This is a genomic window from Actinotalea endophytica (genome assembly GCF_025717005.1).
Taxonomy (GTDB): domain Bacteria; phylum Actinomycetota; class Actinomycetes; order Actinomycetales; family Cellulomonadaceae; genus Actinotalea.
Genome location: NZ_JAOVZU010000004.1, coordinates 215,010 through 236,905 on the forward strand (window position 1 = coordinate 215,010; position 21,896 = coordinate 236,905).

Annotated in this window: 22 protein-coding genes; 4 read left to right on the plus strand and 18 right to left on the minus strand. The window is 70.9% G+C overall.

Features of this window, described 5'->3' with window-relative positions; all coding sequences use genetic code 11:
* The first annotated feature begins 102 nt into the window (after nucleotides 1–102).
* Complete coding sequence (locus OEB99_RS08610) at nucleotides 103–900, plus strand: IclR family transcriptional regulator (protein WP_263509637.1); 798 nt, start codon at nucleotides 103–105, stop codon at nucleotides 898–900.
* Nucleotides 901–957: 57 nt separating this feature from the next.
* On the opposite strand, the gene OEB99_RS08615 is transcribed toward OEB99_RS08610, so the two are convergent.
* The 13 genes from OEB99_RS08615 to OEB99_RS08675 form a co-directional block, all read right to left on the minus strand.
* Nucleotides 958–1,839: a MurR/RpiR family transcriptional regulator gene (locus tag OEB99_RS08615; protein WP_263509638.1), complete on the minus strand. Its 882-nt coding sequence runs from the start codon at nucleotides 1,837–1,839 to the stop codon at nucleotides 958–960.
* Nucleotides 1,840–1,952: 113 nt separating this feature from the next.
* On the minus strand, nucleotides 1,953–2,402 hold the full coding sequence (locus tag OEB99_RS08620; RefSeq protein ID WP_263509639.1) for a DUF3830 family protein: 450 nt from the start codon (nucleotides 2,400–2,402) through the stop codon (nucleotides 1,953–1,955).
* A gap of 59 nt (nucleotides 2,403–2,461) precedes the next feature.
* A complete protein-coding gene (locus tag OEB99_RS08625) occupies nucleotides 2,462–2,971 on the minus strand; it encodes a cucumopine synthase-related protein (RefSeq protein ID WP_263509640.1) in 510 nt (169 codons plus the stop codon).
* 40 nt (nucleotides 2,972–3,011) lie between these two features.
* Nucleotides 3,012–3,791 (minus strand): SDR family NAD(P)-dependent oxidoreductase, encoded by a 780-nt coding sequence (locus OEB99_RS08630; protein ID WP_263509641.1) that lies wholly within the window; start codon nucleotides 3,789–3,791, stop codon nucleotides 3,012–3,014.
* Nucleotides 3,788–4,528 (minus strand): SDR family NAD(P)-dependent oxidoreductase, encoded by a 741-nt coding sequence (locus tag OEB99_RS08635; RefSeq protein WP_263509642.1) that lies wholly within the window; start codon nucleotides 4,526–4,528, stop codon nucleotides 3,788–3,790. Before OEB99_RS08635 ends, OEB99_RS08630 begins: the two co-directional genes overlap by 4 nt.
* A complete protein-coding gene (locus OEB99_RS08640; RefSeq protein ID WP_263509643.1) occupies nucleotides 4,525–5,310 on the minus strand; it encodes an amino acid ABC transporter ATP-binding protein in 786 nt (261 codons plus the stop codon). Before OEB99_RS08640 ends, OEB99_RS08635 begins: the two co-directional genes overlap by 4 nt.
* Complete coding sequence (locus OEB99_RS08645; RefSeq protein ID WP_263509644.1) at nucleotides 5,307–6,302, minus strand: amino acid ABC transporter permease; 996 nt, start codon at nucleotides 6,300–6,302, stop codon at nucleotides 5,307–5,309. Before OEB99_RS08645 ends, OEB99_RS08640 begins: the two co-directional genes overlap by 4 nt.
* A gap of 86 nt (nucleotides 6,303–6,388) precedes the next feature.
* On the minus strand, nucleotides 6,389–7,261 hold the full coding sequence (locus tag OEB99_RS08650) for an ABC transporter substrate-binding protein (RefSeq protein ID WP_263509645.1): 873 nt from the start codon (nucleotides 7,259–7,261) through the stop codon (nucleotides 6,389–6,391).
* A 171-nt stretch (nucleotides 7,262–7,432) separates the two neighbouring features.
* Nucleotides 7,433–8,908 carry an MFS transporter gene (locus OEB99_RS08655; RefSeq protein ID WP_263509646.1) on the minus strand — a complete coding sequence of 492 codons (1,476 nt, stop codon included), beginning with the start codon at nucleotides 8,906–8,908 and terminating at the stop codon, nucleotides 7,433–7,435.
* Nucleotides 8,908–9,294, minus strand: a complete 387-nt coding sequence (locus tag OEB99_RS08660; protein WP_263509647.1) for a C-glycoside deglycosidase beta subunit domain-containing protein — start codon at nucleotides 9,292–9,294, stop codon at nucleotides 8,908–8,910. The genes OEB99_RS08655 and OEB99_RS08660 overlap by 1 nt, the downstream gene beginning before the upstream one ends.
* 3 nt (nucleotides 9,295–9,297) lie before the next feature.
* Nucleotides 9,298–10,293 carry a sugar phosphate isomerase/epimerase gene (locus tag OEB99_RS08665; protein ID WP_263509648.1) on the minus strand — a complete coding sequence of 332 codons (996 nt, stop codon included), beginning with the start codon at nucleotides 10,291–10,293 and terminating at the stop codon, nucleotides 9,298–9,300.
* Nucleotides 10,294–10,401: 108 nt separating this feature from the next.
* Nucleotides 10,402–11,430 carry a sugar phosphate isomerase/epimerase family protein gene (locus tag OEB99_RS08670; protein WP_263509649.1) on the minus strand — a complete coding sequence of 343 codons (1,029 nt, stop codon included), beginning with the start codon at nucleotides 11,428–11,430 and terminating at the stop codon, nucleotides 10,402–10,404.
* A 2-nt stretch (nucleotides 11,431–11,432) separates the two neighbouring features.
* Nucleotides 11,433–11,843, minus strand: coding sequence for a C-glycoside deglycosidase beta subunit domain-containing protein (locus tag OEB99_RS08675; protein WP_263509650.1), 411 nt, complete (start codon nucleotides 11,841–11,843; stop codon nucleotides 11,433–11,435).
* Between the two features lie 289 nt (nucleotides 11,844–12,132).
* On the opposite strand from OEB99_RS08675, the gene OEB99_RS08680 reads away from it, so the two are divergent.
* Genes OEB99_RS08680 through OEB99_RS08690 form a run of 3 tightly spaced genes read left to right on the plus strand, consistent with a single transcriptional unit; the run spans nucleotide 12,133 to nucleotide 14,692 of the window.
* On the plus strand, nucleotides 12,133–13,224 hold the full coding sequence (locus OEB99_RS08680) for a Gfo/Idh/MocA family protein (protein WP_263509651.1): 1,092 nt from the start codon (nucleotides 12,133–12,135) through the stop codon (nucleotides 13,222–13,224).
* 55 nt (nucleotides 13,225–13,279) lie between these two features.
* The gene (locus OEB99_RS08685; RefSeq protein WP_263509652.1) at nucleotides 13,280–14,299 is read left to right on the plus strand and encodes a sugar phosphate isomerase/epimerase family protein; all 1,020 of its coding nucleotides are present in this window, start codon (nucleotides 13,280–13,282) and stop codon (nucleotides 14,297–14,299) included.
* Between the two features lie 3 nt (nucleotides 14,300–14,302).
* Nucleotides 14,303–14,692 (plus strand): C-glycoside deglycosidase beta subunit domain-containing protein, encoded by a 390-nt coding sequence (locus OEB99_RS08690; protein WP_263509653.1) that lies wholly within the window; start codon nucleotides 14,303–14,305, stop codon nucleotides 14,690–14,692.
* 95 nt (nucleotides 14,693–14,787) lie between these two features.
* On the opposite strand, the gene OEB99_RS08695 is transcribed toward OEB99_RS08690, so the two are convergent.
* The 5 genes from OEB99_RS08695 to OEB99_RS08715 all read right to left on the minus strand — a co-directional run bounded on the left by OEB99_RS08695 (nucleotide 14,788) and on the right by OEB99_RS08715 (nucleotide 21,663).
* Entirely contained in the window at nucleotides 14,788–15,972 is a 1,185-nt protein-coding gene (locus tag OEB99_RS08695) for an ROK family transcriptional regulator (RefSeq protein WP_263509654.1), read from the minus strand.
* Between the two features lie 101 nt (nucleotides 15,973–16,073).
* Nucleotides 16,074–17,090 carry an oligopeptide/dipeptide ABC transporter ATP-binding protein gene (locus OEB99_RS08700; protein ID WP_263509655.1) on the minus strand — a complete coding sequence of 339 codons (1,017 nt, stop codon included), beginning with the start codon at nucleotides 17,088–17,090 and terminating at the stop codon, nucleotides 16,074–16,076.
* On the minus strand, nucleotides 17,090–19,072 hold the full coding sequence (locus tag OEB99_RS08705; RefSeq protein WP_263509656.1) for a dipeptide/oligopeptide/nickel ABC transporter permease/ATP-binding protein: 1,983 nt from the start codon (nucleotides 19,070–19,072) through the stop codon (nucleotides 17,090–17,092). The genes OEB99_RS08700 and OEB99_RS08705 overlap by 1 nt, the downstream gene beginning before the upstream one ends.
* Complete coding sequence (locus OEB99_RS08710) at nucleotides 19,069–20,010, minus strand: ABC transporter permease (protein WP_263509657.1); 942 nt, start codon at nucleotides 20,008–20,010, stop codon at nucleotides 19,069–19,071. Before OEB99_RS08710 ends, OEB99_RS08705 begins: the two co-directional genes overlap by 4 nt.
* An 81-nt stretch (nucleotides 20,011–20,091) precedes the next feature.
* The gene (locus OEB99_RS08715) at nucleotides 20,092–21,663 is read right to left on the minus strand and encodes an ABC transporter substrate-binding protein (protein WP_263509658.1); all 1,572 of its coding nucleotides are present in this window, start codon (nucleotides 21,661–21,663) and stop codon (nucleotides 20,092–20,094) included.
* Between the last annotated feature and the right edge of the window lie 233 nt (nucleotides 21,664–21,896).

Genomic DNA, 21,896 nt, shown 5'->3' on the forward strand with positions numbered 1-21,896 from the left:
GAGACCGGGATTCGCCAATCCGGAAGAATGAATGCGAGCATTCTGTCTCGTCGGCGAGACGTCGGCAGGCGGGTGTTTCGTGGCGGTGACCGGGAGGTGGCGATGACCGACGTGCCGGCGGCTCGAGCCGTCCTGCAGGTGCTCCGCGTCCTGCGCGCGGCGGGCCAACCGGTGTCCGCCGGCGAGATCGTCCGGGAGCTCGACCTGCCCCGGTCGTCGGTCTACAAGCTGCTCGGCGCGCTGCGCGACGAGGGCTTCGTCATCCACCTGCCCGAGGAGCGGCGCTACGCCCTGTCCCTGCGCGCCGCGCGGCTCGTCGCCGACGACCTCACGGACCTGCGCCTGGAACGCATGGCCGTCCCGCTGCTGCGGCGGCTGGTCAGGAGGGTCAACGGCCCGGTCGTCGCGCATCTGTCGCTGCTGCGCGGTGCGGACGTGGTCTACCGCGCGACGGTGGACGACCCCGCCGGGCCCCGGCTGCTGGTGGGACCCGGCATCCACCTGCCGGCGCACCTCACCGCGTCGGGGCGGGCGATGCTGGCCCACCTGCCGACGGCCCAGGTCAGGGCGACCTACCCGACCGCGGACGCCCTGGTGCACCGGACCGGGCGCGGGCCGCGGACCCCGAGCGGGCTGCGACGGCTCCTGGAGGGTGTCGCCGAACGAGGGTGGGCCAGGGAGGTCGGCGAGGTGGTCGCCGACCTCGCGTCGGTCGCGGTCGCGGTGCTCGACGACGAGCACAACCCGGTCGCGGCGGTCGGACTGACCTGGGTGGGCACGGAGGTGCCGGCGCGGATCGGCACCTGGCAGCACGGTGCCGTGCCGACCCAGGCGGAGCTCGCGGCGCAGACCCGGATCACCGCGGACGCGCTGGCGATGCGGGTGCGCGGACGCCTCTGAAGCGCCCCGGCCGGCTCGGCCGGACGCACACCGCGGCCGGCGGGGCGGGCCTTCCGCTCAGACGAACAGGTCGAGCGACGCGACGTACCGCTCGTACTCCTCCAGACGCTTCTGGGTCGCCACCTCGTCGACCGCGCAGATCGCCTCGAGCAGCATCAGCGAGAGGGCCAGCGGCACGGCGTGCGAGTCGAACGACAGCGAGGACTCGACGGGCGCGTAGAGCACGTGGTCCGCGTACCGGGTCGCGGGTGAGGTCGGCGTGTCGGTGATGCAGACGACGGTCATGCCGAACCCACGGGCGATCTCCAGGAGCTTGATGGTCTCCTTGGGGTACCGCGGGAGCAGGAAGGCCAGCAGCGCCGAGCCGCCGGCGGTGTGGGCGTGCATCAGGGCGTCGACCATCGCGACCGTGCCGACGCTGGTCAGCGCGCGGACGTCGGGCAGCGCCTTGGAGGCGAAGTAGCCGAAGTACTGCGCGGCCGGGCCCGCGGACCGCAGACCGAGCACGCTCAGCGGCCGGCTCGCGGCCAGGACCTCGGCGGCCGCGCGCAGCGGGGCCGGGTCGGCCATCTGACGTCGCAGCTCCTCCATCGCGGCCATCTCGTAGGTGACCGACCGCTGCCACATGTTGAGGTTGGTGAGCTCCGCGGTCCGCTCGTCGTCGGACGGGAGCGCCCGGCGGATCGCGTCCCGGAACTGCGGGTACCCCTCGAAGCCCACCGCGTTCGCGAACCGCGTCACCGAGGGCTGGCTGACGTGGGCGAGGTCGGCGAGGTCGTTGATCGTCAGGTACGGCGCGTCCTGCGCATTGGCGATGAGGCAGTTCATGACCCGGCGTTGCGTCGCGGTCAGCTGCCTGCCTGCCGCGAGCTCGAACAGGAACTGTCGTCGCGCTCGGACCTGTGGGTCGTCCGACGCGGCGATCTCTTCGGGGCTCATCTTCGACCTCCATCGTCCCCCGCCGAGGCTCCGGCGAGGCTAACGCTACGTGTCACCTTGATCGGATGCGCCGAGACGCAGGGGCGGCGCGCCGGGCGCGCCGCCCCTGCGTCTCAGGCGACCGCGGACTCGGTGCTCTCCTCGTGCAGCCGGAGCTCGACGATCCCGCCCTGACGCCGCCAGGTGCGCTCGCCGAGCAGGGCCAGCTCCAGCCCGCCGTCGACGACCTCGCCGATCAGGCTGTTCAGCAGCGGCTCCACGGCGAGGTCCTCGCCGTAGGTCATGACGAGCTGCTGGCGCGGGCTGTAGAAGCAGACGGTCCCGACGATCGTGCCCTTCTCCGCCCGGCGCATCCGGCCGATCTCCTCGGTCAGGTAGAGGTTCTCCCACGGCACGACGAAGGGCAGGGTGGCGAAGAGCTGGTCGCCGACGAGCTTGGCGTGCTGCAGCACGGTCCGGATCGGGAGCTGCTCCCGGAACACCTTGGCGGTCTCCGGGACCTTGTCGTCCCAGATCTCGAAGGTGCAGATCTTCTTGTCGTCCACGATGTAGTCGACGAGCACGGTGGTGCCTTCCTTCTCGGGGTGGATGCGCTGGTCGCGCTGGTCTGTGGGGGCCGGGCTCAGGACGCCTTGAGGCCTTCGCCGGTCTCGAGCCCGCTGTCGTCCCGCGGGAACGCGTTGGCCAGGCCCCACGGGAAGACGAAGTCGATCCACATGTGCAGCCGGTTGGCGTAGGACAGCGCCGCGCCGGTCACCGCGATGAACTCGTCCAGGTCCGCGGCGGCCCGTGCGCCCTCGGCGTAGCGGTGGGTCCACCGGCACGCGACCGGCAGCCCGACGAAGTCGAAGAAGTCCGCCTTGTAGTCGACGATCTGGGTGACGAACATCTTGAGCGTCTCGAGATCCGCGTCGCCCTTGCGGGCGATCTCCAGCAGACCCCAGAGGATCTCGTCGGACAGGGTGCGGGCCTCGCCCTCGGCGAACAGCAGGGACGTGAAGTACTGGGCCTTGGGGCCGGTCCCGCGCGGCAGGACGCCCTTGCCGAGGGACTGGACGTCCTCGGGAAGCGTCAGCCAGATCCTCTCGCGCTCGCCGTCCAGCTCGGCGATCACGTCGTGAACGAGCGACATCGGTTCTCCTCCAGGTGAGATGGGTGGGGTTCTGGGGTCATCAGACGAGGGCCTTGCCCCCGTCGATGCGCAGCGTGGTTCCGGTGACCTGCAGCGAGGACGTGCTCAGGTGCAGCAACGCCTCCCACACCGCGTCGAGGTCGATCTCGCGGAGCCGGTGGCCCGCGACGTCGACCGTTCCGTCCTCGTGCGGCTCCACCTCGCCGCGCCCCGCACGGAGCGCGTCGTTGGTGCCGTCGTCGGACCGGAAGAACTGGGACGGTGCGATCGCGTTGCACGCGACGACCGGTGCGAGCGCGACCGCCAGCTGTTCCATCAGCCGGGCGAGCGCGGACTTCGCCACCGAGTGCGGGACGAACGTGGGCCAGGCCTCGGTCAGCGAGTTGCCGACCATCGCCACGATCCGGCCCTCGCCCTGCTCGAGCATCACCCGGGCCGCCGCCTGGCTCAGGAAGAACGGGCCCTTGAGGTTCACACCCAGGGACGAGTCCCACGCCTGCTCGTCGACCTCGAGCCACGGCGCGGGCCGGAACGTCGACGCGTTGTGCACCAGCACGTCCAGGCGCCCGAAGGCCGCCGTCGTCTCGGCGACGAGCGTGCGGCAGGCCGCGACGTCGGTCACGTCGGCCTCGACGGCGACCGCGCGTCCACCCGCCGCCGCGATGCCCCGCACGACCTCGGCGGCGTCGGCGCCCTGGGTCGGGAGGTGGTTGACCACGACGGCCGCCCCGGCCGCGGCGTAGCGCTCGACGAACCGGCGACCGGCACGGTCCGCGGCTCCGGTGACCAGGACGACCCGGCCGTCCATCGGCGCGGTCACCACGGTTCACCTCCCGCGACGGCGAGCACCTGGCCGGTGAGCGCGGCGCTCGACGGGCCGAGCAGCAGCCCGACCGTCCGGGCGACGTCCGCCGGGGTGGGCAGCGGCAGCACCCGGCGCAGCCTCGAGACCTGCTCGAGGGCGGCGAACGCGGCGTCCTCCTCGGCGAGGTCGCCGGCGCCGATGTCGACCCGGCCGGGGGCGACCACGTTGACTCGGACGCCGTGCGGCCCCTCCTCGAGCGCGAGCGTCCGGCACGCGGACTCGGCGGCGGCCTTCCCGAGCGAGTAGAGCGCCAGGCCCGGGCCGCGGCGGTGCACGAGCGCCCCGCTGACGAAGACGACGGACCCTCGGGTGCTCCTCAGCTGCGGCAGCGCGGCGCGGCACAGCCGCAGGTGGACGCGCACGCCGTCGAGCGAGCGCTCGAGGTCGTCGTCGTCGTAGGCGTCGACCGGGGCCGAGCCGTGCGCCGGCCAGGCACAGTTCACCACGGCGGTGAGCGGCCCGCTGAGCGCCTCGGCCGCCTCGCCGACGACCCGTCGGGACTCGGCGAGCAGGTCACCGCCCACCGCGACGGCCGACCGGCCGTCGGCCCGCGCGGCAGCAACCGTCGCGGCGGCGCCGTCGGCATCCCGCCGGTAGTGCACCGCGACGGCGAACCCCTCGTCGAGCAGCTCGGCGACGACGGCCCGGCCGAGCGGACCGGTCCCGCCGGCGACCAGCACACGACCGCTCATCGGGCGCCGCCGGCCACGAAAGCCTGGACCCGCTCGGACGCGCCGGACCCGAGGATCTCGTCGACCGAGCCCGCAGCGACGATCCGGCCGGCCTCCATGAACACGACCTGGTCGGCCACGTCCCGGGCGAAGCCGATCTCGTGCGTGACCACGATCATCGTCGTCTCGCCCTCGTCGGCGAGGTCGCGCATGACGGTCAGCACCTCACCGACCAGCTCGGGGTCGAGCGCGGACGTCGGCTCGTCGAAGAGCACCAGGCTCGGGTCCATGGCCAGGGCCCGCGCGATGGCCACGCGCTGCTGCTGACCGCCGGACAGCTGCGCCGGGTAGGCCGCCGCCTTGTCCTCGAGGCCGACCCGGGCCAGCAGCTCGCGGCCGCGCTCGACCGCTGCCGACCGCGACTTCTTGGCGACGACCACCTGCGCCCGCACGACGTTCTCGAGCGCCGTCATGTGCGGGAACAGGTTGAAGTCCTGGAAGACCATGCCGATGTGCCGCCGCTGGCGGCACAGCTCGCGGTCGGTGAGCTCGTGGAACCGGCCGTCGGTCATCCGGCGGTGGCCGATCAGCTCGTCGCCGAGCCAGATGGTCCCGTGCTCGACGGGCACGAGCCGGTTGATCGTGCGCAGCAGCGTCGACTTGCCGGAGCCGGACGGACCGAGCAGGACGGTGACGGTGCCGGCGGGGACGTCCAGGCTCACCCCGTCGAGGACGCGGGTCGGGCCGTACGACGCCGCGACGTCGCGGATGTGGACCGCGTGGCGGTCGTGGGTGGCGGTCATGCCTGGTCCTCCCGGGATCCGGCGGTCGTCGTCGTGGCGGCGGCGTCGGAGCGCCTCGGCAGGCGCAGCGCGAAGACGCGCTCGGTCGCGGCAGGCATCGAGGTGGATCCCCGGCCGAAGTAGCGCTCGAGGTGGCCCTGGCCCCAGGACAGCAGGGAGGTCAGGAACAGGTACCAGATCGAGACGCAGATCAGCAGCGGGATGGTCTGGAAGTTGCGCGCGTAGATGGTCTGCGCGGAGTACATGAGGTCGGCCAGCGCGATGACCGAGACCATCGAGGTCATCTTGAGCATGCCGATCGTCTCGTTGCCGGTGGGCGGGACGATCACGCGCATCGCCTGCGGCAGCACGATCTGCCGGAAGGACTCGGTGCGGGTCATCCCGAGCGACGCCGCGGCCTCGGACTGCCCACGCGGGACGGCGAGGATCCCGGCGCGGACGATCTCGGAGAGGTAGGCGCCCTCGTTGAGGCCGAGGCCGAGGATCGCTGCGCTGAGCGGGGTGATGACGTCGTTGACGTTGGCCGACCACAGGGTCGGGCCGCCCGGGATCGCGATCGAGAGCTCCGGGTAGAGGTAGGCGAGGTTGTACCAGAAGACCAGCTGGACGAGGATCGGCGTCCCTCGGAAGAACCAGATGTAGACGCCGGCGACCCCGCGGAAGATCCGGCTGTGCGAGACCCGCATCGAGGCGAGCAGGATGCCGATCGCCAGGCCGATCACCATCGCCACGACGGTGAGGAACAGGGTCATCCAGAGGCCGTTGAGGATCGTCTCCGAGAAGAGGTACGTGAAGACGACGTCCCAGCCGAACCGCTCGTTGGTGATCAGCGAGTGGGCGAGGGCACCGAGCAGCAGCACGATGACCGCGTACCCCGCCCACCTCCCGCGGTGGCGCAGCGGCACCGTGACGACGTCCGGGACCCGGAACGTGTCCGAGGTCGCCGGCGTCGAGGTTGCGCTCGATCCGGACGGCTTCTGGGAAGAGGGCATGGCGGTTCCTTAGCGGAGACGGTCTGGTGCGGCCGCGGGCGCGGGGGCGGGGAGGGAGACAGGGCTCCCCGCCCCCGCGTCCGGCGTCACTCGCCGATCGGGTTCGTGGTGGCGAGGTTGATGCCGGGCTCCGTCCGAGCCCGCGGGGAGATGTCCCAGTCGTCGAGGATCGACTCGTAGGTGCCGTCGTCGACGATCTCCTGCAGTCCCTGCTGCCAGGCCTGGATCATCGCGTCGTCGTCCTGGTTGAAGATCATGCCGAGGTAGAGCTTCGGGAGCTCGGAGTTGTGGTGGACGACGAGGTCCACCGGCGAGGACTGGTTCAGGTAGGCCGCGGCTGCGGTGTCCTGCACGACGAAGTCGACGCGGCCCGAGTACAGGGCGTTGTAGGTGTCCGCGGCCGAGGGGAACTCGTTGACCGTCACCTCGTCGAGGCCCGCGTCGGCGCACTGCGGGTTGATGGTGTCGGTGATGATCGACACGGTGTCGAAGCCGGTCTGGGCCCCCATCGACTCACCGCACACGGACAGCGGGTCGGTGTCGTTGATCGGGCCGTCGTAGTCGGCCGTGGTGATGACCGCGGTCTCGGCGTAGATGAAGTCGAGGAACGTCACCTGCTCCTCGCGCTCGGCGCGGTCGGAGATGCACTCCATCGCGAGGTCGTAACGACCGCTCTGGACGCCGGGGATGAGCGAGTCGAAGTCGGTGTTCTCGACCTCGAGCGTCACGCCGATCCGGTCCGCGATCGCGTTCCAGATGTCCGGCTCGAAGCCGACCATCTCGCCGGAGTCGTCGATCCACTCGCACGGCGGGTAGTTGGCGTCGGTGGCGAGCGTCACGGTGGTGCCCGCGATGCCGTCCGAGCTCGCGTCGTCGGTGGCGGTCGTGGTGGCGGTGCCGTCGGCGCTGGCACTGCTGCAGGCGGCGAGCCCGAAGGCCATGCCGATGACTGTCGTCATGGTGATGGTGCGGTGTCGAAGCACGTTCGCTCCCAGGGTCGGTCGGTGACGGGCGGGGGTGGTCCGCGGGCCTCGGGGCCCATCCGGCACGACGATCCTCTGGAATGAAACTTTGCCGAGCAAGACTCCTCTGAATGGATTTACACACACGTAACCGCGACGCGGCTGATTTCACACGGCCGACACGACCGGACGCTCGGCGGACCCCGGCTCCCGGGCCGCCCGGCGACGCTCGACGATCCAGCTCACCGCCACGAGCACGAGCGCGACGACGACGATGCCGATCGCCACCGCCGAGGCGGCGCCGACCCCGCCGACGACCGTCTGGTCCGGCGAGTCCACTGCCGACGCGACCGCCACGGCGTTGAGCACCGCCACGCCGACGGCGCCACCGGTCTGCTGCGCCGACGCCTGCAGCGACGAGGCGATCCCGCTGCGGCTCAACGGCACCCGCCTGAGCACCGCGGCGAGGGACGGGAAGCCGACCAGGGCCTGCCCGGCCCCGACCAGCACCAGGACCAGCAGCAACGTCGGGAGGTACGTGGTCGACGGGCGCAGCGTGGCCAACGTCGCCGCACCGAGGCCGGTGCAGACCAGGCCCGGGACGATCAGCGCCTGCGGCCGGACCCGGTGGAGCAGGCGGCGCACCACGAACGAGTTCAGGGTCAGGATGGTCAGCGTCACGGGCAGGAAGGACAACCCGGTCTGCAGCGCGGAGAAGCCGAGCCCACGCTGCTCGAACAGCGTGATGAACAGGAACAGCGCGTTCATGCCCATCCCGCTCACGGCCGCAGCGAGCAGGGCGGACGCGGACGGGGCGTCGCCGAAGATCCCCCGCGGCACGAGCGGCATCCGCGAGGTACGACGGCGCCAGGCGAAGCCGCCGATCGCGGCAGCGCCGAGCACCCCGACCAGGAGCCGGATCTCGACCCGACCGTCGGCGGGCAGGGCCGCCGCGATGCCGAGACCGGCCACGCCGCCGGTGAGCAGCGCCGCCTCGACGACGTCGACCCGGGTGCGCTCCGGTACATGGTCGCGCTCCAGGAAGAGGCGGCTGCCGACCAGCGCGAGGACCGCGAACGGCACGAGGGTGGCGAAGCACGCACGCCAGCTCAGGTACTGCGTCAGCGCTCCCCCGAGGAGCAGCCCGACCGCGGCCCCCGACGCCGCGATCGACCCGTACACGGCGAGGGCCCGGCTCCGTTCGGCGGGGTCGGTGAACGTCGTGGTGAGCTTGCTCACCCCGGCCGGGACGAGGAGCGCGGCGAACAGCCCCTGCACGCTGGTCGCGACGAGGAACTGCCACCCCGCCTGCGACAGGCCGGCGACGGCCGCCGAGCACGCGAAGCCGGTCAGCGCGAGCATCAGGGCGCGCCGGGCGCCGAGGCGATCGGTCAACGACCCGCCGAGCACCAGGAAGCTGCCGAACACGAGCGTGTAGCCGGCGACGATCCACGCCCGCGACGCGTCGGCGATCTCCAGGTCGGCCTGGATGCTGGGGATGGCGACGCTGGTCAGCGCCGAGTTCATCACCACCATCAGCTGCGCCACGCCGATGGCCACGAGGCCCAGCCAGCGCCGGCGGTCCGGAACGCGGCGGAGGGGCCCCGGATCGCCGTCCGAGGCCCCTCCGTCCAGCACGGTCATCAGTCGAGCGTGACGGTGCGCGCGCAGCGGGTGCGCGACGGGAACGGCAGGTAGCTGATCCGCAGGACCTCGATCGCCTCGACCGTGTGCTCGCCGCGCAGACCGCCGGGCCGGAGCACCGTGACCGTGGCGGTGTCGGTCAGCTCCCATCGGGTGTCGTAGTCGGTCTCGAGCTCGTCGAAGGTCCAGGTCCGGTCCCCGAGCGAGAAGCGCAGGGCGTCGGTGGGGACGGCCTCGCCGTCGACCGTGATCTCGAAGGGCTCGACCATCGAGACCCCGAGGCCCCGGTAGTACGCGATCCGGGAGTCGAACGCGAAGCCGACGGTCTCGTCACCCTCCGTGACGTTGCGCACCGTGCCCTCGCCGATGACGTACGAGTCGAACATCAGTCACTCTCCCTGGTCGTCGGCCGCGATGAGCCGCTTCATCATCTGCTGGTGCAGGCCCACCTGGCCGTAGGCGTCGACCGCCTGGATGTCCTGGATGTGGCGGTTGCCCTCGTACTCGCTGTTCAGGTACCCGCGGTACCCGCCCTTCTTGAGGGCCGCGATGATCTCGTCGTAGGGGATCGAGTACTCCTCGCCGCTGTCGAGCATCTCGTAGAACTTGGCGTGGATGTGGATGATCTGGTCGACGTGGTCGGTCAGCCGGGCCGGGTCGGAGTCGATGAAGTGCGTCGTCATCCGCGCGAAGTTCACGGTCAGCGGGTCCGCGCCGGAGGCCTCGACCTCGTCGAACAGGGCCTGGGTGTCGCCCTGCTCGTCGTAGTTCTTGACGCAGCGGGCCACGACGTCCGGGTCGGCGCCGTCGCGCAGCGCCCGGTCGATGATCACCCTCGGGAACTTCCGCACGAAGATCCCGAGGTCGGGGACGCAACCGACCACGTCGGTGCCGACCCGCTCCGAGACGTCCAGGTGCCGCTTGATCCAGTCGTCGTCGAAGCTCCACGGCGAGTGGATCTCGACGCCCATCTTCACGCCCTTGTCACGGGCGTACGGCGCGGCCGCCTCGACCACGCTCGGCGGCGTGTTGACGATGATCCGGATGTTCCGGGCCGGCAGCTTCGCCGCGTGGTCGATGTCCCGGTGCAGCGAGGCCACCATCTCGTCGTGGGTCAGCTCGCGGTGCTTGTACTTCTTGGTGTCGAGGAACATGTCGTGCGCCACCGAGACGGTGCCGTACTTCTCCATCCACCCGGCGAAGGTCGCGTAGAACTCGTCGCTCAGGTCGGGGAAGCCCGGCATCATCTGCTCGGCGAGCGTCTCGATGCCCTCGGCGCCGAGCTCGGCCGCGGCGGCGATGCAGCCCTCGAGGTCCCGCTTGCCCTCGAAGTAGTCGTCCTGGAACGAGTACAGGCTCGCTCCCGTCCGGATGTCATGTGCCATTCCCGTGAACCCTTCTCTGCTGCTTGCGATGATCGTGCCGCGCTGGTCCGCGCCGGCGCGTGACTGTCTGGTGCTGGTCCCCGACCCGGACCGTCCGGGCCGGACGCCTCAGCCGGCCGCGGCCGTGAGGCTCCTGCGCAGGAGGGCCTGCTGGGACGCGACCACGTCGAACGCGTCGACGGTCCCGGGCGGGGCGAAGACGTGCCCCTCCCACTCGGTCGAGATCCAGCCCTGGTAGCGGCTGTCGACCAGCACCGTCGCGATCGAGGGGTAGTCGATCGACGGCTCGTCGCCGACCTCGTCGAACTCGTAGCACTTGCCGTGCACGTGCACGATGCGCGGTGCGAGCTCGGCCCAGGTCTCGGCCGCGGCGCGACCGTGCATGGTGAACACCAGGGTCGCCGCGCCGACCGCGTCGTCGGGCTCCCCTGCCGCGCGCGAGGCCTCGGCCCACGCGCCGAAGTTCGCGAACTGGTTGCCCGGGCTGAGCCAGGCCTGGGTGAGACCGTCGGCGGCGCCCTCCGACAGACCCCGCGCCCGCAGGTCCGCGAGGACGCCCTCCGGGACCCGGCGCATGGTGCTGCTGAAGTCCGGGATGAAGCCGAGCAACGGGGAGTCGACCGACTCGTAGAACTCCCGGACCCGCATGATCGCCGGCGAGACGGCGCTCTCCGGCGCGTGGATCTCCATGCCCATCCGGATCCCGTGCTTCTCGGCGCGGGCGAGGCAGCGCTCGATCACCGCGGGGTCGGCGCCGATCTGGATCCGGACCACCGGGAAGCCGAGCGCGGCGGCGGTGTCCAGCTGGCGGTTGAGGTAGTCGACCATCTCGTCGCGGTCGAGCGAGCGGTCGGCCCGCAGTGCCACGTCCACGTTCGAGCCCAGGCAGGTCGGGACGATCCCGAACCGGTCCACCAGGCCGCGCCAGAGGGACACGCTGTCGGCATCGACCTCGGGGAAGGTGCGCAGGCTCTGGAAGCCGACGATCTCCACGCCGGGGCCCAGACCCCGCCCGGCGACCTCCGCGACCAGGCCGGTCAGGTCGTACTGCCGGGACCACCACTCGTTGGTGAACGAGTACAGCGTCACGCCGAGCGAGATGCCGGTGCCCGCGACGTCCACGTTGGTGTCGGTCATCATCACTGCTCCCCGCTGCGGACGACGGGCAGGGTGCCGCCATCCTGCACGTGCCGGACGAGGGCCTTGTCCGGCCCGATGAGGATGTAGGGGATCCGGATCTCGGCCTCGACCCGGAGCTCGACCTGCGTCGCGTCGAGCGTCGCGGGTACGACGAGCCACCCCGTGTCCTGGACGAACCAGAACGTCTCGTGCTTCGCCGCGAGCTCGGTGCACGGGATCGTGGCGTCGCCGAGACGGAGCTCGAGCTGGTCGACGCCGAAGCGCTGCCCGTCGAGCGTGACGGCGACGGACTCCCAGCAGGACAGCGGGAGGCTCCGGTACCACGGGACCCGGACCGGGACGAGAGTCCGGTCGGCCGCCGCGACGACGGCGTCGCCGGGTGAGATGAGTCGGTCCGTGACGCTCGTCATGAGAGCCTCCCCGGCAGGTCGCTGCCCTGGGGCGCGAGCCCTCGTCGAGTCGTCACAGCACCGTTGAGCGGGTGCGCCATCGGGACCCCTTCTCGCACACGGTTCTGAGAGTGTTGGTCGTACGGTCGTCCATCATATGCACTGTCGGTGCATAAGACAACGCCTGATTTGGAGACGCATGCCGTCTGCCGTGCCACTAGAGCGTCGTCCGACACACTAGAGATTGCATCCGTCCCGACTTATGCATATCATGTGCGCAAGTCCTGATGCTGTCGTCCGAGGAGATTCCATGCAGCACCGATTCGTGATCGTCGGCTACGGCACGATGGGGTTCACCCACACCCGCAACCTGACGGCCCTCGGCATCGAGGTCGCAGGCATCGTCGACATCGACCCCGTAGCGCGCGACGAGGCGGCCGAAGCCGGCCTGCACGTCTACCCGGACCTCGACGCGGCATGCGCGGACGACACGGCCGACGTCCTGTTCATCTGCACGCCCAACGAGGTGCACCGGCCGATCGCCCTCGCCGGGCTCGCGGCCGGCAAGCACGTCGTCACCGAGAAGCCCGCCATGCTCGGCTCGGCCGAGATCGAAGAGGTCATGGCCGCGGCCGAGGCCGCGGACCGCCGGTTCATCGTCCACCAGAACCGACGCTGGGACGAGGACTACCTCGTCATGAAGGAGATGTTCGAGGCCCGGACCATCGGTGAGGTGACGTTCATCGAGACCCGCGTCGACGGCTCGCGCGGCATCCCCGGGGACTGGCGGCGCGACCCCGAGCGCGGCGGCGGCATGGTCCTGGACTGGGGCGTGCACCTGGTCGACCGCCTGCTGCTCATGGTCCCGGCCCCGGTGCGCACCGTGTACGCGCGACTCAGCTACGCGCTCGGCGCCCCCGTCGAGGACGGCTTCACCATCTACCTCACGTTCGCCAACGGCGTCGAGGCGCTCGCTGCGTGCACCACCGACAACTACGCGCCGCGACCAAAGTTCCACATGACCGGCCGGCGCGGCACGGCGACGGTGGACGACTGGGAGATGCACGGCAAGGTCGTGCGCCGGGTCGAGGACGTCGAGCCCGACGCCAAGCCGATCGTCGCCGGCAAGGGCATGACCAAGACCATGGCGCCGCGGATCGTCGACTACGGCAAGCTCGCGAAGGTCCAGGACAACGTCGAGGTCCTGCCCCTGCCGCGGGTCGAGTCGGACATCAACGACTTCTACCGCAACGTGATCGCCGCGATCGAGGGCACGGCGGAACCGGCCGTGACCACCCCCTCGGTGCTGCGCTGCATGCGGGTGCTCGAGGCCGCGCGGCGCTCGCACGAGCAGGACGTCGTCGTCGACCTCTCCGGCACCGACACCTACCTCGCGTCCTGACCACCGTCCTGACCCGCCTCCACGTGAGCACCGGCCCGCAGCCCGAAGGAACCCGATGAGCCAGATCAAGACCTCGGTCAGCATGTACAGCCTGCAGGACTCCTACGCCCGGCACCGGCTCGACCTCGAAGGGGTGCTGCAGTTCGTCAAGGACGTGGGCGCTCAGGGTGTCGAGCTGATCAGCGACCAGATGATCACCGGGACACCGTTCCCCAGCGACGCCACCGTGACCCGATGGCGCGACGCCCTCGACCGCTCCGGGCTCGCGCCGGTGTGCAACGACATCTTCATCAACAGCACGATCTACAAGAACCGCGAGCTGCGGGTCGCCGAGCAGGTCGACCTGCTCAAGCGCGAGCTCGACGTCAGCAAGCGGCTCGGCTTCGACCTGGTCCGGCTGGTCTCGAACACGCGGGCCGACGTGACCGAGGCCGCCCTGCCGTACGCCGAGCAGATCGGCATGGCGATGGCCCTGGAGATCCACGCCGGGATGAGCTTCCAGGGCGGTCTGACCTCCGAGTGGATCCGGATGATGCGCCGCGTGCAGTCGGAGAACCTCGGAATCGTCGTCGACTTCGGGATCTTCTGCGACCGTCACCCTCGGGTCTCCACCGACTACTTCCGGTCGATCGGAGTCACGCCCGAGGTCGCGGACGCGGTCGAGCGGATCTACGTCGAGAACGGCGACACGATGCGCGCGTTCGCGTCCGGCGACGGCTTCGGGGACGTCAGCTTCCCGCCCGAGCTCACCGCGCTGTTCCGCAGCGACCTCGACGCCGAGTTCGCGTTCTTCTCCACCGGGTACGAGAGCACCCCGCTGGACGTGCTCGACGAGTACTTCCCGTACATCAGGCACTTCCACGGCAAGTTCTACGAGATGCTCGAGGACGGCACCGAGTACTCGATCGACTACCCCGCGATCCTCACCCGGCTCAACGCGCTCGGGTACGACGGCTACATCTCCTCGGAGTACGAGGGCAACCGGTTCACCCCGGTCGACCAGCCGATCCACGACCATGAGCAGGTCCGCCGGCACCAGGCGATGCTCGCCGCCCACCTCAACGACGGGAAGTGACCCATGTTCGACGGGTACGTGTTCACCGACGGCTCGGCCAGGAACGTCGTCGAGAACGGTGAGGTGACCGGCTTCCAGGTCGAGACCCTCATCACCTACTACCGCGGCATCCCGCTGTCGATGGTCCACGACATCGAGCTGGTCGTGGACGGCGCCGACGTCCCGCGCGACGAGCTCGTGATCTCCCCCGACGGGGAGGACTGGTTCACCCTCGCCGAGGCCGAGACGGTCACCACCTACCGCTGGGAGTACGGCGACCCGCTGTACGTCCGCTGGCTCCACGCGGGCGGCGTGCCCGCGGGTGAGCACGAGGTGACGCTCAGGCTCAAGATCCGGGTCGCGTACATCCCGGTCCCGTTCGGCGGTGAGCGCACCCGGCTCGTCGCCGTCTGACCCGCACCCCGCGAACGGCCCCGCCGCACGACGTCTGCGCGGCGGGGCCGTTCGCGAGCGTGACGGCCGCACCCGACGACCGAGACCGGGCGCGGTCAGCCGACGGGAGCGGCGAGCGCTGCCACCTCGGCGTTGATCGAGTCGGCGTCGAGCACGTTGTCCAGCACCAGCCGAGCGGCACCGATCGCGCCGCCGAGCGCACCACCCTTGGCCAGGACCACCTCGAGGTCGCGGCTCGCGAGCGGCAGCGTCCGGGCGAACACGACCTGACGCACGCCGGAGATGAGTGACTCACCGGCCGTCGCGAGCTCACCGCCGAGCGCGATGAGCCGCGGGTTGAGCAGCGCGATGCAGGTCGCCAGCACCTCACCGAGCGCCTGCCCGGCCAGCCGGAGCGCACGGATCGCCTCGAGGTCGCCCGCCCGGGCGAGCTCGGTGACGTCGTCCGCGTTGTCGGCCCGCACACCGGCCTCGGAGAGCAGCTGGGCGATCCCGATCCCGCCGGCGACCGTCTCCACGCACCCGGTGTTGCCGCACCGGCACTGCCGCCCGGCCGCAGCCTGGCTGAACACGTGACCGAGGTCGCCCGCGGCTCCCTGGACACCGTGGACGAGGCGGCCGCCGGTGATGATGCCCGCGCCCACACCCGAGGCCACCCGGATGTACAGCAGCTCGTCGAGGTCGGGGTACGCGACCGTCTGCTCGCCGAGCGCTCCGAGGTTCGCGTCGTTGTCGACGAAGATCCGGGCGCCGTAGTGGGCCGAGAGCGCCTCGACGATGTCGTAGCGGTCCCACCCGGGCATGATCGGCGGGCTCGTGGGCCGTCCCGTCGAGTGCTCCACGGGGCCGGGGATGCCGACCCCGACGCCGGCGACCGTCCGGCCCGACCCCACGGACGCCACGAGCTGGTCCATCGCCGCGACGACCTCGGGCATGACCACGTCGGGCCCGTCGGCGATCTGGATGTCGATCACGGTCGTGGCGATCGGCGTGCCGGCGAGGTCGGTCAGCGCGAGCGTCGCGTGCCGCACACCGAGGTCGGCCACGAGCACGACCCGGGCCTCCGGCTTGAACTCGTAGGCCGCGGACGGGCGCCCACCCGTGCTGGCCTGCGCCTGCGCCGTGCCGACGAGGCCCAGCCGCTGCAACGGGTCGAGGCGCTGACTGATCGTGGCCCTGGTCTGGCCGGTCATCGCGGCGAGCTCGGTGCGGGTCCGGGTCCGGCCGTCCCGGAGGATCTCGACGAGGTCCCCCGAGGTGCCCCCTCGGTCACCGTCCACGGTCGGCCTCCTCGCAGTCGTCATCCCGCTCGGACGAGACGCTGTCGGCAGTGTTCCACGGACCGCGGCGCGGGGCGCAGCGCCCCGCCCGGCCGGCGCGCTCATGGCCGCACGACGGGTGACGGCACCCAGGCGGGCCGGTTCGACGGCCCGAACAGGTGGCACTCCACGACCTGCTCGCCGACCGGGACCGCCTCCGGTCGTTGGGTCCAGCAGCGCGACATCACCTTCGGGCAGCGCGGCGCGAACGGGCAGCCCTCGGCCGGTGGCTGGGCCGCGGTCCCGGTGCTGACCGCGGTGGCCCGGCGGCGCGCGCGGCGCACCCGCTGGACCGCGGGGTCCGGCACCGGCACCGCGGCGAGCAGCATCTGGGTGTAGGGGTGCAGCGGCGACTCGTGCACGGCACGGGCCGGTCCCTGCTCCATGATGCGGCCGCGGTACAGCACGACGGTGCGCTGTGAGACGTAGGTGACGATCGGCAGGTCGTGTGCGATGAACAGGTAGGCGAACCCGCGCTCGCGCTGCAGGTCGCCGAGGAGGTTCAGCACCTGGGCGCGGGTCACCAGGTCGAGTGCGCTGACCGCCTCGTCGCAGATGATCAGCTGCGGCGAGATGGACAGCGACCGGGCGATCGCGATGCGCTGGCGCTGACCGCCGGAGAAGCTCGGCGGGTACCGGTCGGTCGAGTCCTCGGGCAGGCCGACGTCGGCGAGCAGCGAGGCGACCTTCTCCACGGCCCCGGCCCGTGCCGCACCGCCCTGGACCTCGAGCGGCTCGACCATCGTCCGGCCGACCGTCCGCGCCGGGTTCAGCGAGCTGTACGGGTCCTGGAAGATCGCCTGGAGCCGGCGGGACACCTGGCGCTGGGTCGCACGGTCGCGATGCGTGACGTCGTGGCCGCCGAACTCGATGCGGCCGCCGGCCGGTTCGAGCAGGCCCAGGACCGCTCGGCCGATGGTCGACTTGCCCGAGCCGGACTCCCCCACCAGGCCGACGGTCTCGCCTCGCCGGATCTCGAAGCTCACGCCGTCGACGGCGCGGAACGGCGCACTGCGCCATCCCGTCCCGGGGTACTCGACCCGGAGGTCCTCGACCTTCAGCAGCGTCTCGGTCTCCATCATCGCTCCTCGGTGGACGGGTGCGCCGGCGAGATCGCGGCCACCTCCCTGGCGGCCAGGCACCGGCTCAGGTGCCCGGCGTCGACGATCGTGGCGTCGACCGGCGCCTGCGTGCACGCCGGCATCCGGAACGCGCACCGCTCCGCGAACCGGCACCCGGTGGGCCAGTCACGCGGCAGGGGCACCCGGCCCGGCAGGGCAGCCAGCCGGTCGCCCTCCGCCGCCGCGTCCGGCACGGCGGCGAGCAGCCCGCGGGTGTAGGGGTGACCGGGCCGCGCGAACACGTCCGCGGTGGTCCCGGTCTCGATGATCTCGCCCGCGTACATCACGGCGACCCGGTCCCCGACGTCGGCGAGGACACCCAGGTCGTGCGTCACGAGCACGATCGTCATGCCCTCGGAGTCCCGCAGGTCGAGCAGCAGGTCGAGGATCTCGGCCTGGATGGTCACGTCGAGCGCCGTGGTCGGCTCGTCCGCGATGAGGATCTCCGGCTTCCCGGTCAGCGCGAGCGCGATCGCCACACGCTGGGCCATCCCGCCGGAGAGCTGGTGCGGGTAGCTCTGGAACACCGCCATCGGGCGCGCGATGCCGACCTTCGTGAGCAGCTCGAGCGCCGTGGCCTTCGCCTCGGACCGGGACATGCCGCGGTTCGCCCGCAACGCCTCGACCAGGGCCGAACCGGCGGTGAAGCACGGGTCCAGGGCCACCATCGGCTCCTGCCCGATCATCGCGATCGTCCGGCCGCGCAGGCGCGCACGATCCTTCTCGGACATCGACGAGACGACGTGCCCCGCGATCGAGACCGACGCCGCCTGCACCGCTCCCGGCGCCGGGACCAGGCCGAGGACGGCGAGCGCCGTCATCGACTTGCCGCAGCCGGACTCCCCCACCAGGCCCAGGACCTCACCGCGCTTCGCGTGCAGCGACACGGTGTCGACGACGGCGATCTCGCCTGCGTCCTGCGGGAAGGACACCGTCAGGTCGCGCACGTCGAGCGCCAGGTCCTCGTCCACGAGCTCGCGCGGAGCCGCGAGGCCGCTCGTCCCGTCGGGCGTGAGGGCACGGTCGGCGAGGTTGGCCGGCTTCGGCGCAACCCGCGGACGGTCCGAGACCAGCATCGACTCGCGGCGGTTCTGCGGCAGCGACTCGCGCAGGCCGGCGCCGAGCTGGTTGAAGGCGAGCACCGTGAAGATCAGCGCCGCGCCGATCGGCACCATGAGCCAGGGGTGGTCGTTGATCTCCTGCGTCGCCTGCTGGACGAGCTGGCCCCAGTCAGGTGACTGCGGGTCGAACCCGAGGCCGAGGAAGGACAGCGACGCGAGGATCAGGAACGCCTGGGCGAGGAACAGGAACGTCTGGACGATCAGCGGCCCGGTCACGTTGGGGAACACGTGCCGGGTGATGATCCGCGGCGTGCTCAGCCCGGACACCCGCGCCGAGTCGACGTACAGCAGGTTGCGCGCCGCCTGGGTCGATCCGCGGACCAGCCGCGCGATCGCGCTGGAGAAGACGACGCCGAGCGAGGCCATGATGACGACGACGTTGTTCCCGGAGATGAACGCGACGGTGACGATGATCACGAAGCCGGGCACGGACAGCAGGACGTTCACGTAGAACGAGACCGCACTGTCGGCCCAGCCGCCGAAGTACCCGGCGACGAGCCCGAGGACGACGCCGATCACGACCGCGACGACCGCGGTGAGCACGGCGCCCTGGAGCATGCCGGTCGAGCCGAAGATCAGCCGGGAGAGGATGTCCCGGCCCAGGTTGTCGGTGCCGAGCCAGTGCGTGGCACTCGGCGGCTCGAAGATCGCGCTGAGGTCCTGCTTCAGCGGGTCGTACGGCGCGAAGAAGTCGGGAAACACGGAGATGAGCACCAGGAGCCCGACCCAGACCAGCGCGACCACGACGGCCGGCCGCCGGACCATGGCACCGAGCGCCGCTCGGAACGGTGAGCGGGTACCGGTCATGACGGCGCTCACGACAGCCTCACCCGCGGGTCGAGCCACCCCGTCGCCAGGTCGACGGCGAGGTTCGTCAGGATCACCAGGATCGCGAAGACCACGATCGTGCCCTGCACGACCGGGAAGTCGGCGCCCTGGACCCCGGTGAGGAGCAGGTTGCCGAGACCCGGCGTGTTGAAGATCGCCTCGATCACCACGACCCCGGAGAACACCCCGATGAACGAGATGCCGGTGGCGACGGCGACCGGGATCGCGGCGTTTCGCAGCACGTGCTTGGTCAGCACGGCACCGCGGCGGATCCCGGTGGCCTGCAGCGTGCGGATGAAGTCGCGGCTCTGGACGTCCAGGACGCTGGCCCGGGTCTGCAGCAGGATCTGGCAGGTGTTGGCGATCGCGATCGACGCGACCGGTAGCACGAGGGACTTGAGCCAGCCGACCGGGTCCTGGTTGATCGGGACGTACCCGGTGGCGGGGAAGAGCTGGAACGTCAGCGCGAAGACGAGGATGAGGATGTAGGCGACCCAGAAGTTCGGGATCGCCAGCCCGACGCCGGCGACCTGCTGGATCGCCCGGTCGGTCCAGCCGCCCTTGACCGCGCCGAGCATCCCGAAGGTCACGCCCAGCAGGAGCGACACGACCGTGGCGAGGATCGCCAGCGACATCGTCGGGGGCAGCGCGAGGCTGAGCGACGAGACGACCGAGCGCCCGGTGATGATCGACGTCCCGAGGTCGCCGGTGATCGCCGAGCCGAGCCAGGAGACGTACTGCTCCATCGGCGGCTGGTCAAGGCCGAGCTGCGTGTGCAGGTCGGCGATCTGGGACTGCGTCGCGTTCTGGCCCAGGATCATCAGAGCCGGGTCGCCCGGGACGAGCTGCATCAGGAGGAACGAGAACGTCGCGACGACGAACAACGTGGGTACGGCGAGCAGGAGCCGCCGTACAACGAGCCTTGCCATCAGGGTCTCCTCGGCCTTCGCGGCCCTGGTGGGTGGTCGTCAGGACCGGCCTGACGACCACCCACCTGTCGATGTCGGCCGTCAGGCCGGCGTGATCATGTACAGGAACGGCACCGGCGAGCCGGGGGGGCTGTCCACGACGAGCTTCTGGTCGTCGTAGGCGCAGGCGCCGCGGACGAGCGTCGGCGAGAGGTACCAGGACTCAGTCTGGAACTCCTTGGCGATCTCTTCCAGGATCGCGGTCCGCGCGGCGTCGTCGCCGGCCTGGTCGAGCTGGCCGAGGAGGTCCTCGATGGTCGGGCTCTCGTTCTGCATGACGTTCCAGAAGCCGTTCGGGCTGACCAGGTTCTCGTACGTGTGGATCGGGTTGGTGCCGATCGAGAAGTTGTACGTGATCATCGGCCAGGTCTTGGACGTGAGCTGCTGGAAGAAGTCTGCCGACTGGTCGGACAGCTCGAGCGTGATGCCCACCTCGGCGAGCTGACCTGCGATGGCCTGGGCCGCGTCACCGTAGATGAACGGCACGGTCATCACCTTCACCGTGAACCCGTCGGCGTAGCCCGCCTCGGCGAGCAGCTCCTTGGCCTTCTCCGGGTCGTAGGGGTAGGTGTCCTTGAGTGCGTCGGTCCACCCGTCGGCCTCGGTCGTGAACGGCGTGGAGTAGCCGGTCTCCGCGGCGTCGCCGTAGATCGCCGACGCGATCGCCTCGCGGTCGATCGCGTACTGCATGGCCTGTCGCACCCGGACGTCGGCCAGCGGCTCGGACAGGGTGCCGGTGATGTCGTTGAACATCAGGCCGCGGAAGTCGGTCGAGGTGAGCTTGATCGCCAGGCCCGAGCTGGTGTCGGTGGCGTCGACCGACTGGATCAGGTCGATCTGACCGGCCTTCGCCGCGTTGGACGCAGCGGTCGCCTCGGAGAAGTAGGTCAGCTTGATCGTGTCGAACGGGAACGCCTCGGGGGCCCAGTAGTCGGGGTTGCGCGTGTAGGCCCAGACCTGACCCTGCACCGAGTTGGTGTCGTCGAGCAGGTACGGCCCGGAGCCGGCCGGGGTCGAGCTCAGCGACTCCGGGTTGTCGAACGCGGTCGGGTTGACGATCAGGCCGGCGCACGTGCCCAGGTCGGTCATGAAGCCGACGCTCGGCTTGTCGAGCGCGATGTCGACGGTCGTCGCGTCGGTCGCGGTCGCGGTCACGCCGGCGACCCACTCGTTGCACTCACCCGGCGTCGTCGCGGTCTTGGCGTACTCGAAGTTCGCGACCACGGCGTCGGCGTCCAGCGGCGTGCCGTCGGTGAACGTCACGTCGTCCCGGAGGGTCAGCGTGTAGTGCGAGGAGTCGGCCTCGGTCCAGTCCGTCACGAGCCAGGGCTGGGGCTCGCCGCTGGCGTCCAGGTGCACGAGCGAGTCGTACAGCGCCTGGTTGCTGAGCAGGCTGCCGTTGTAGCCGCTCTGCGCCGACCACGGGTCGTAGGTCGTGATGTCGCCCTGGAGTGCGATGTTCAGCTCACCACCGCCGGCCGCGGACGAGGTGTCGTCCGACGGGGTCGTCGACCCTTCGTCGCTCGTGTTGGTCCCGCCGCACGCTGTCACGGCGACGGCGAGTAGGCCGGTGGTCAGCAGCGCGAGCGCTGGCCGGCGGAGTCGTGTCTGCATCATTGCTCCGAATCTCCTTGGGTGTACCGGTATCTCAGTGGGGATAGGTCATGGGGCGCGCCGCGACGCACCGTCTGGGGCAGTACCGCGCGTGCCGCTCGGTCGTAGTGTGCGAGCAGCAGGCCATCGGCTCTGGCGCCGTATCCGCCGCCTCGACCGACGGGATCGGCCGGGTCCGGACGGTCCTGCTCTGCTGCTGCATGCCGCCACCTCCTCGTGGACTTCCAATGGCC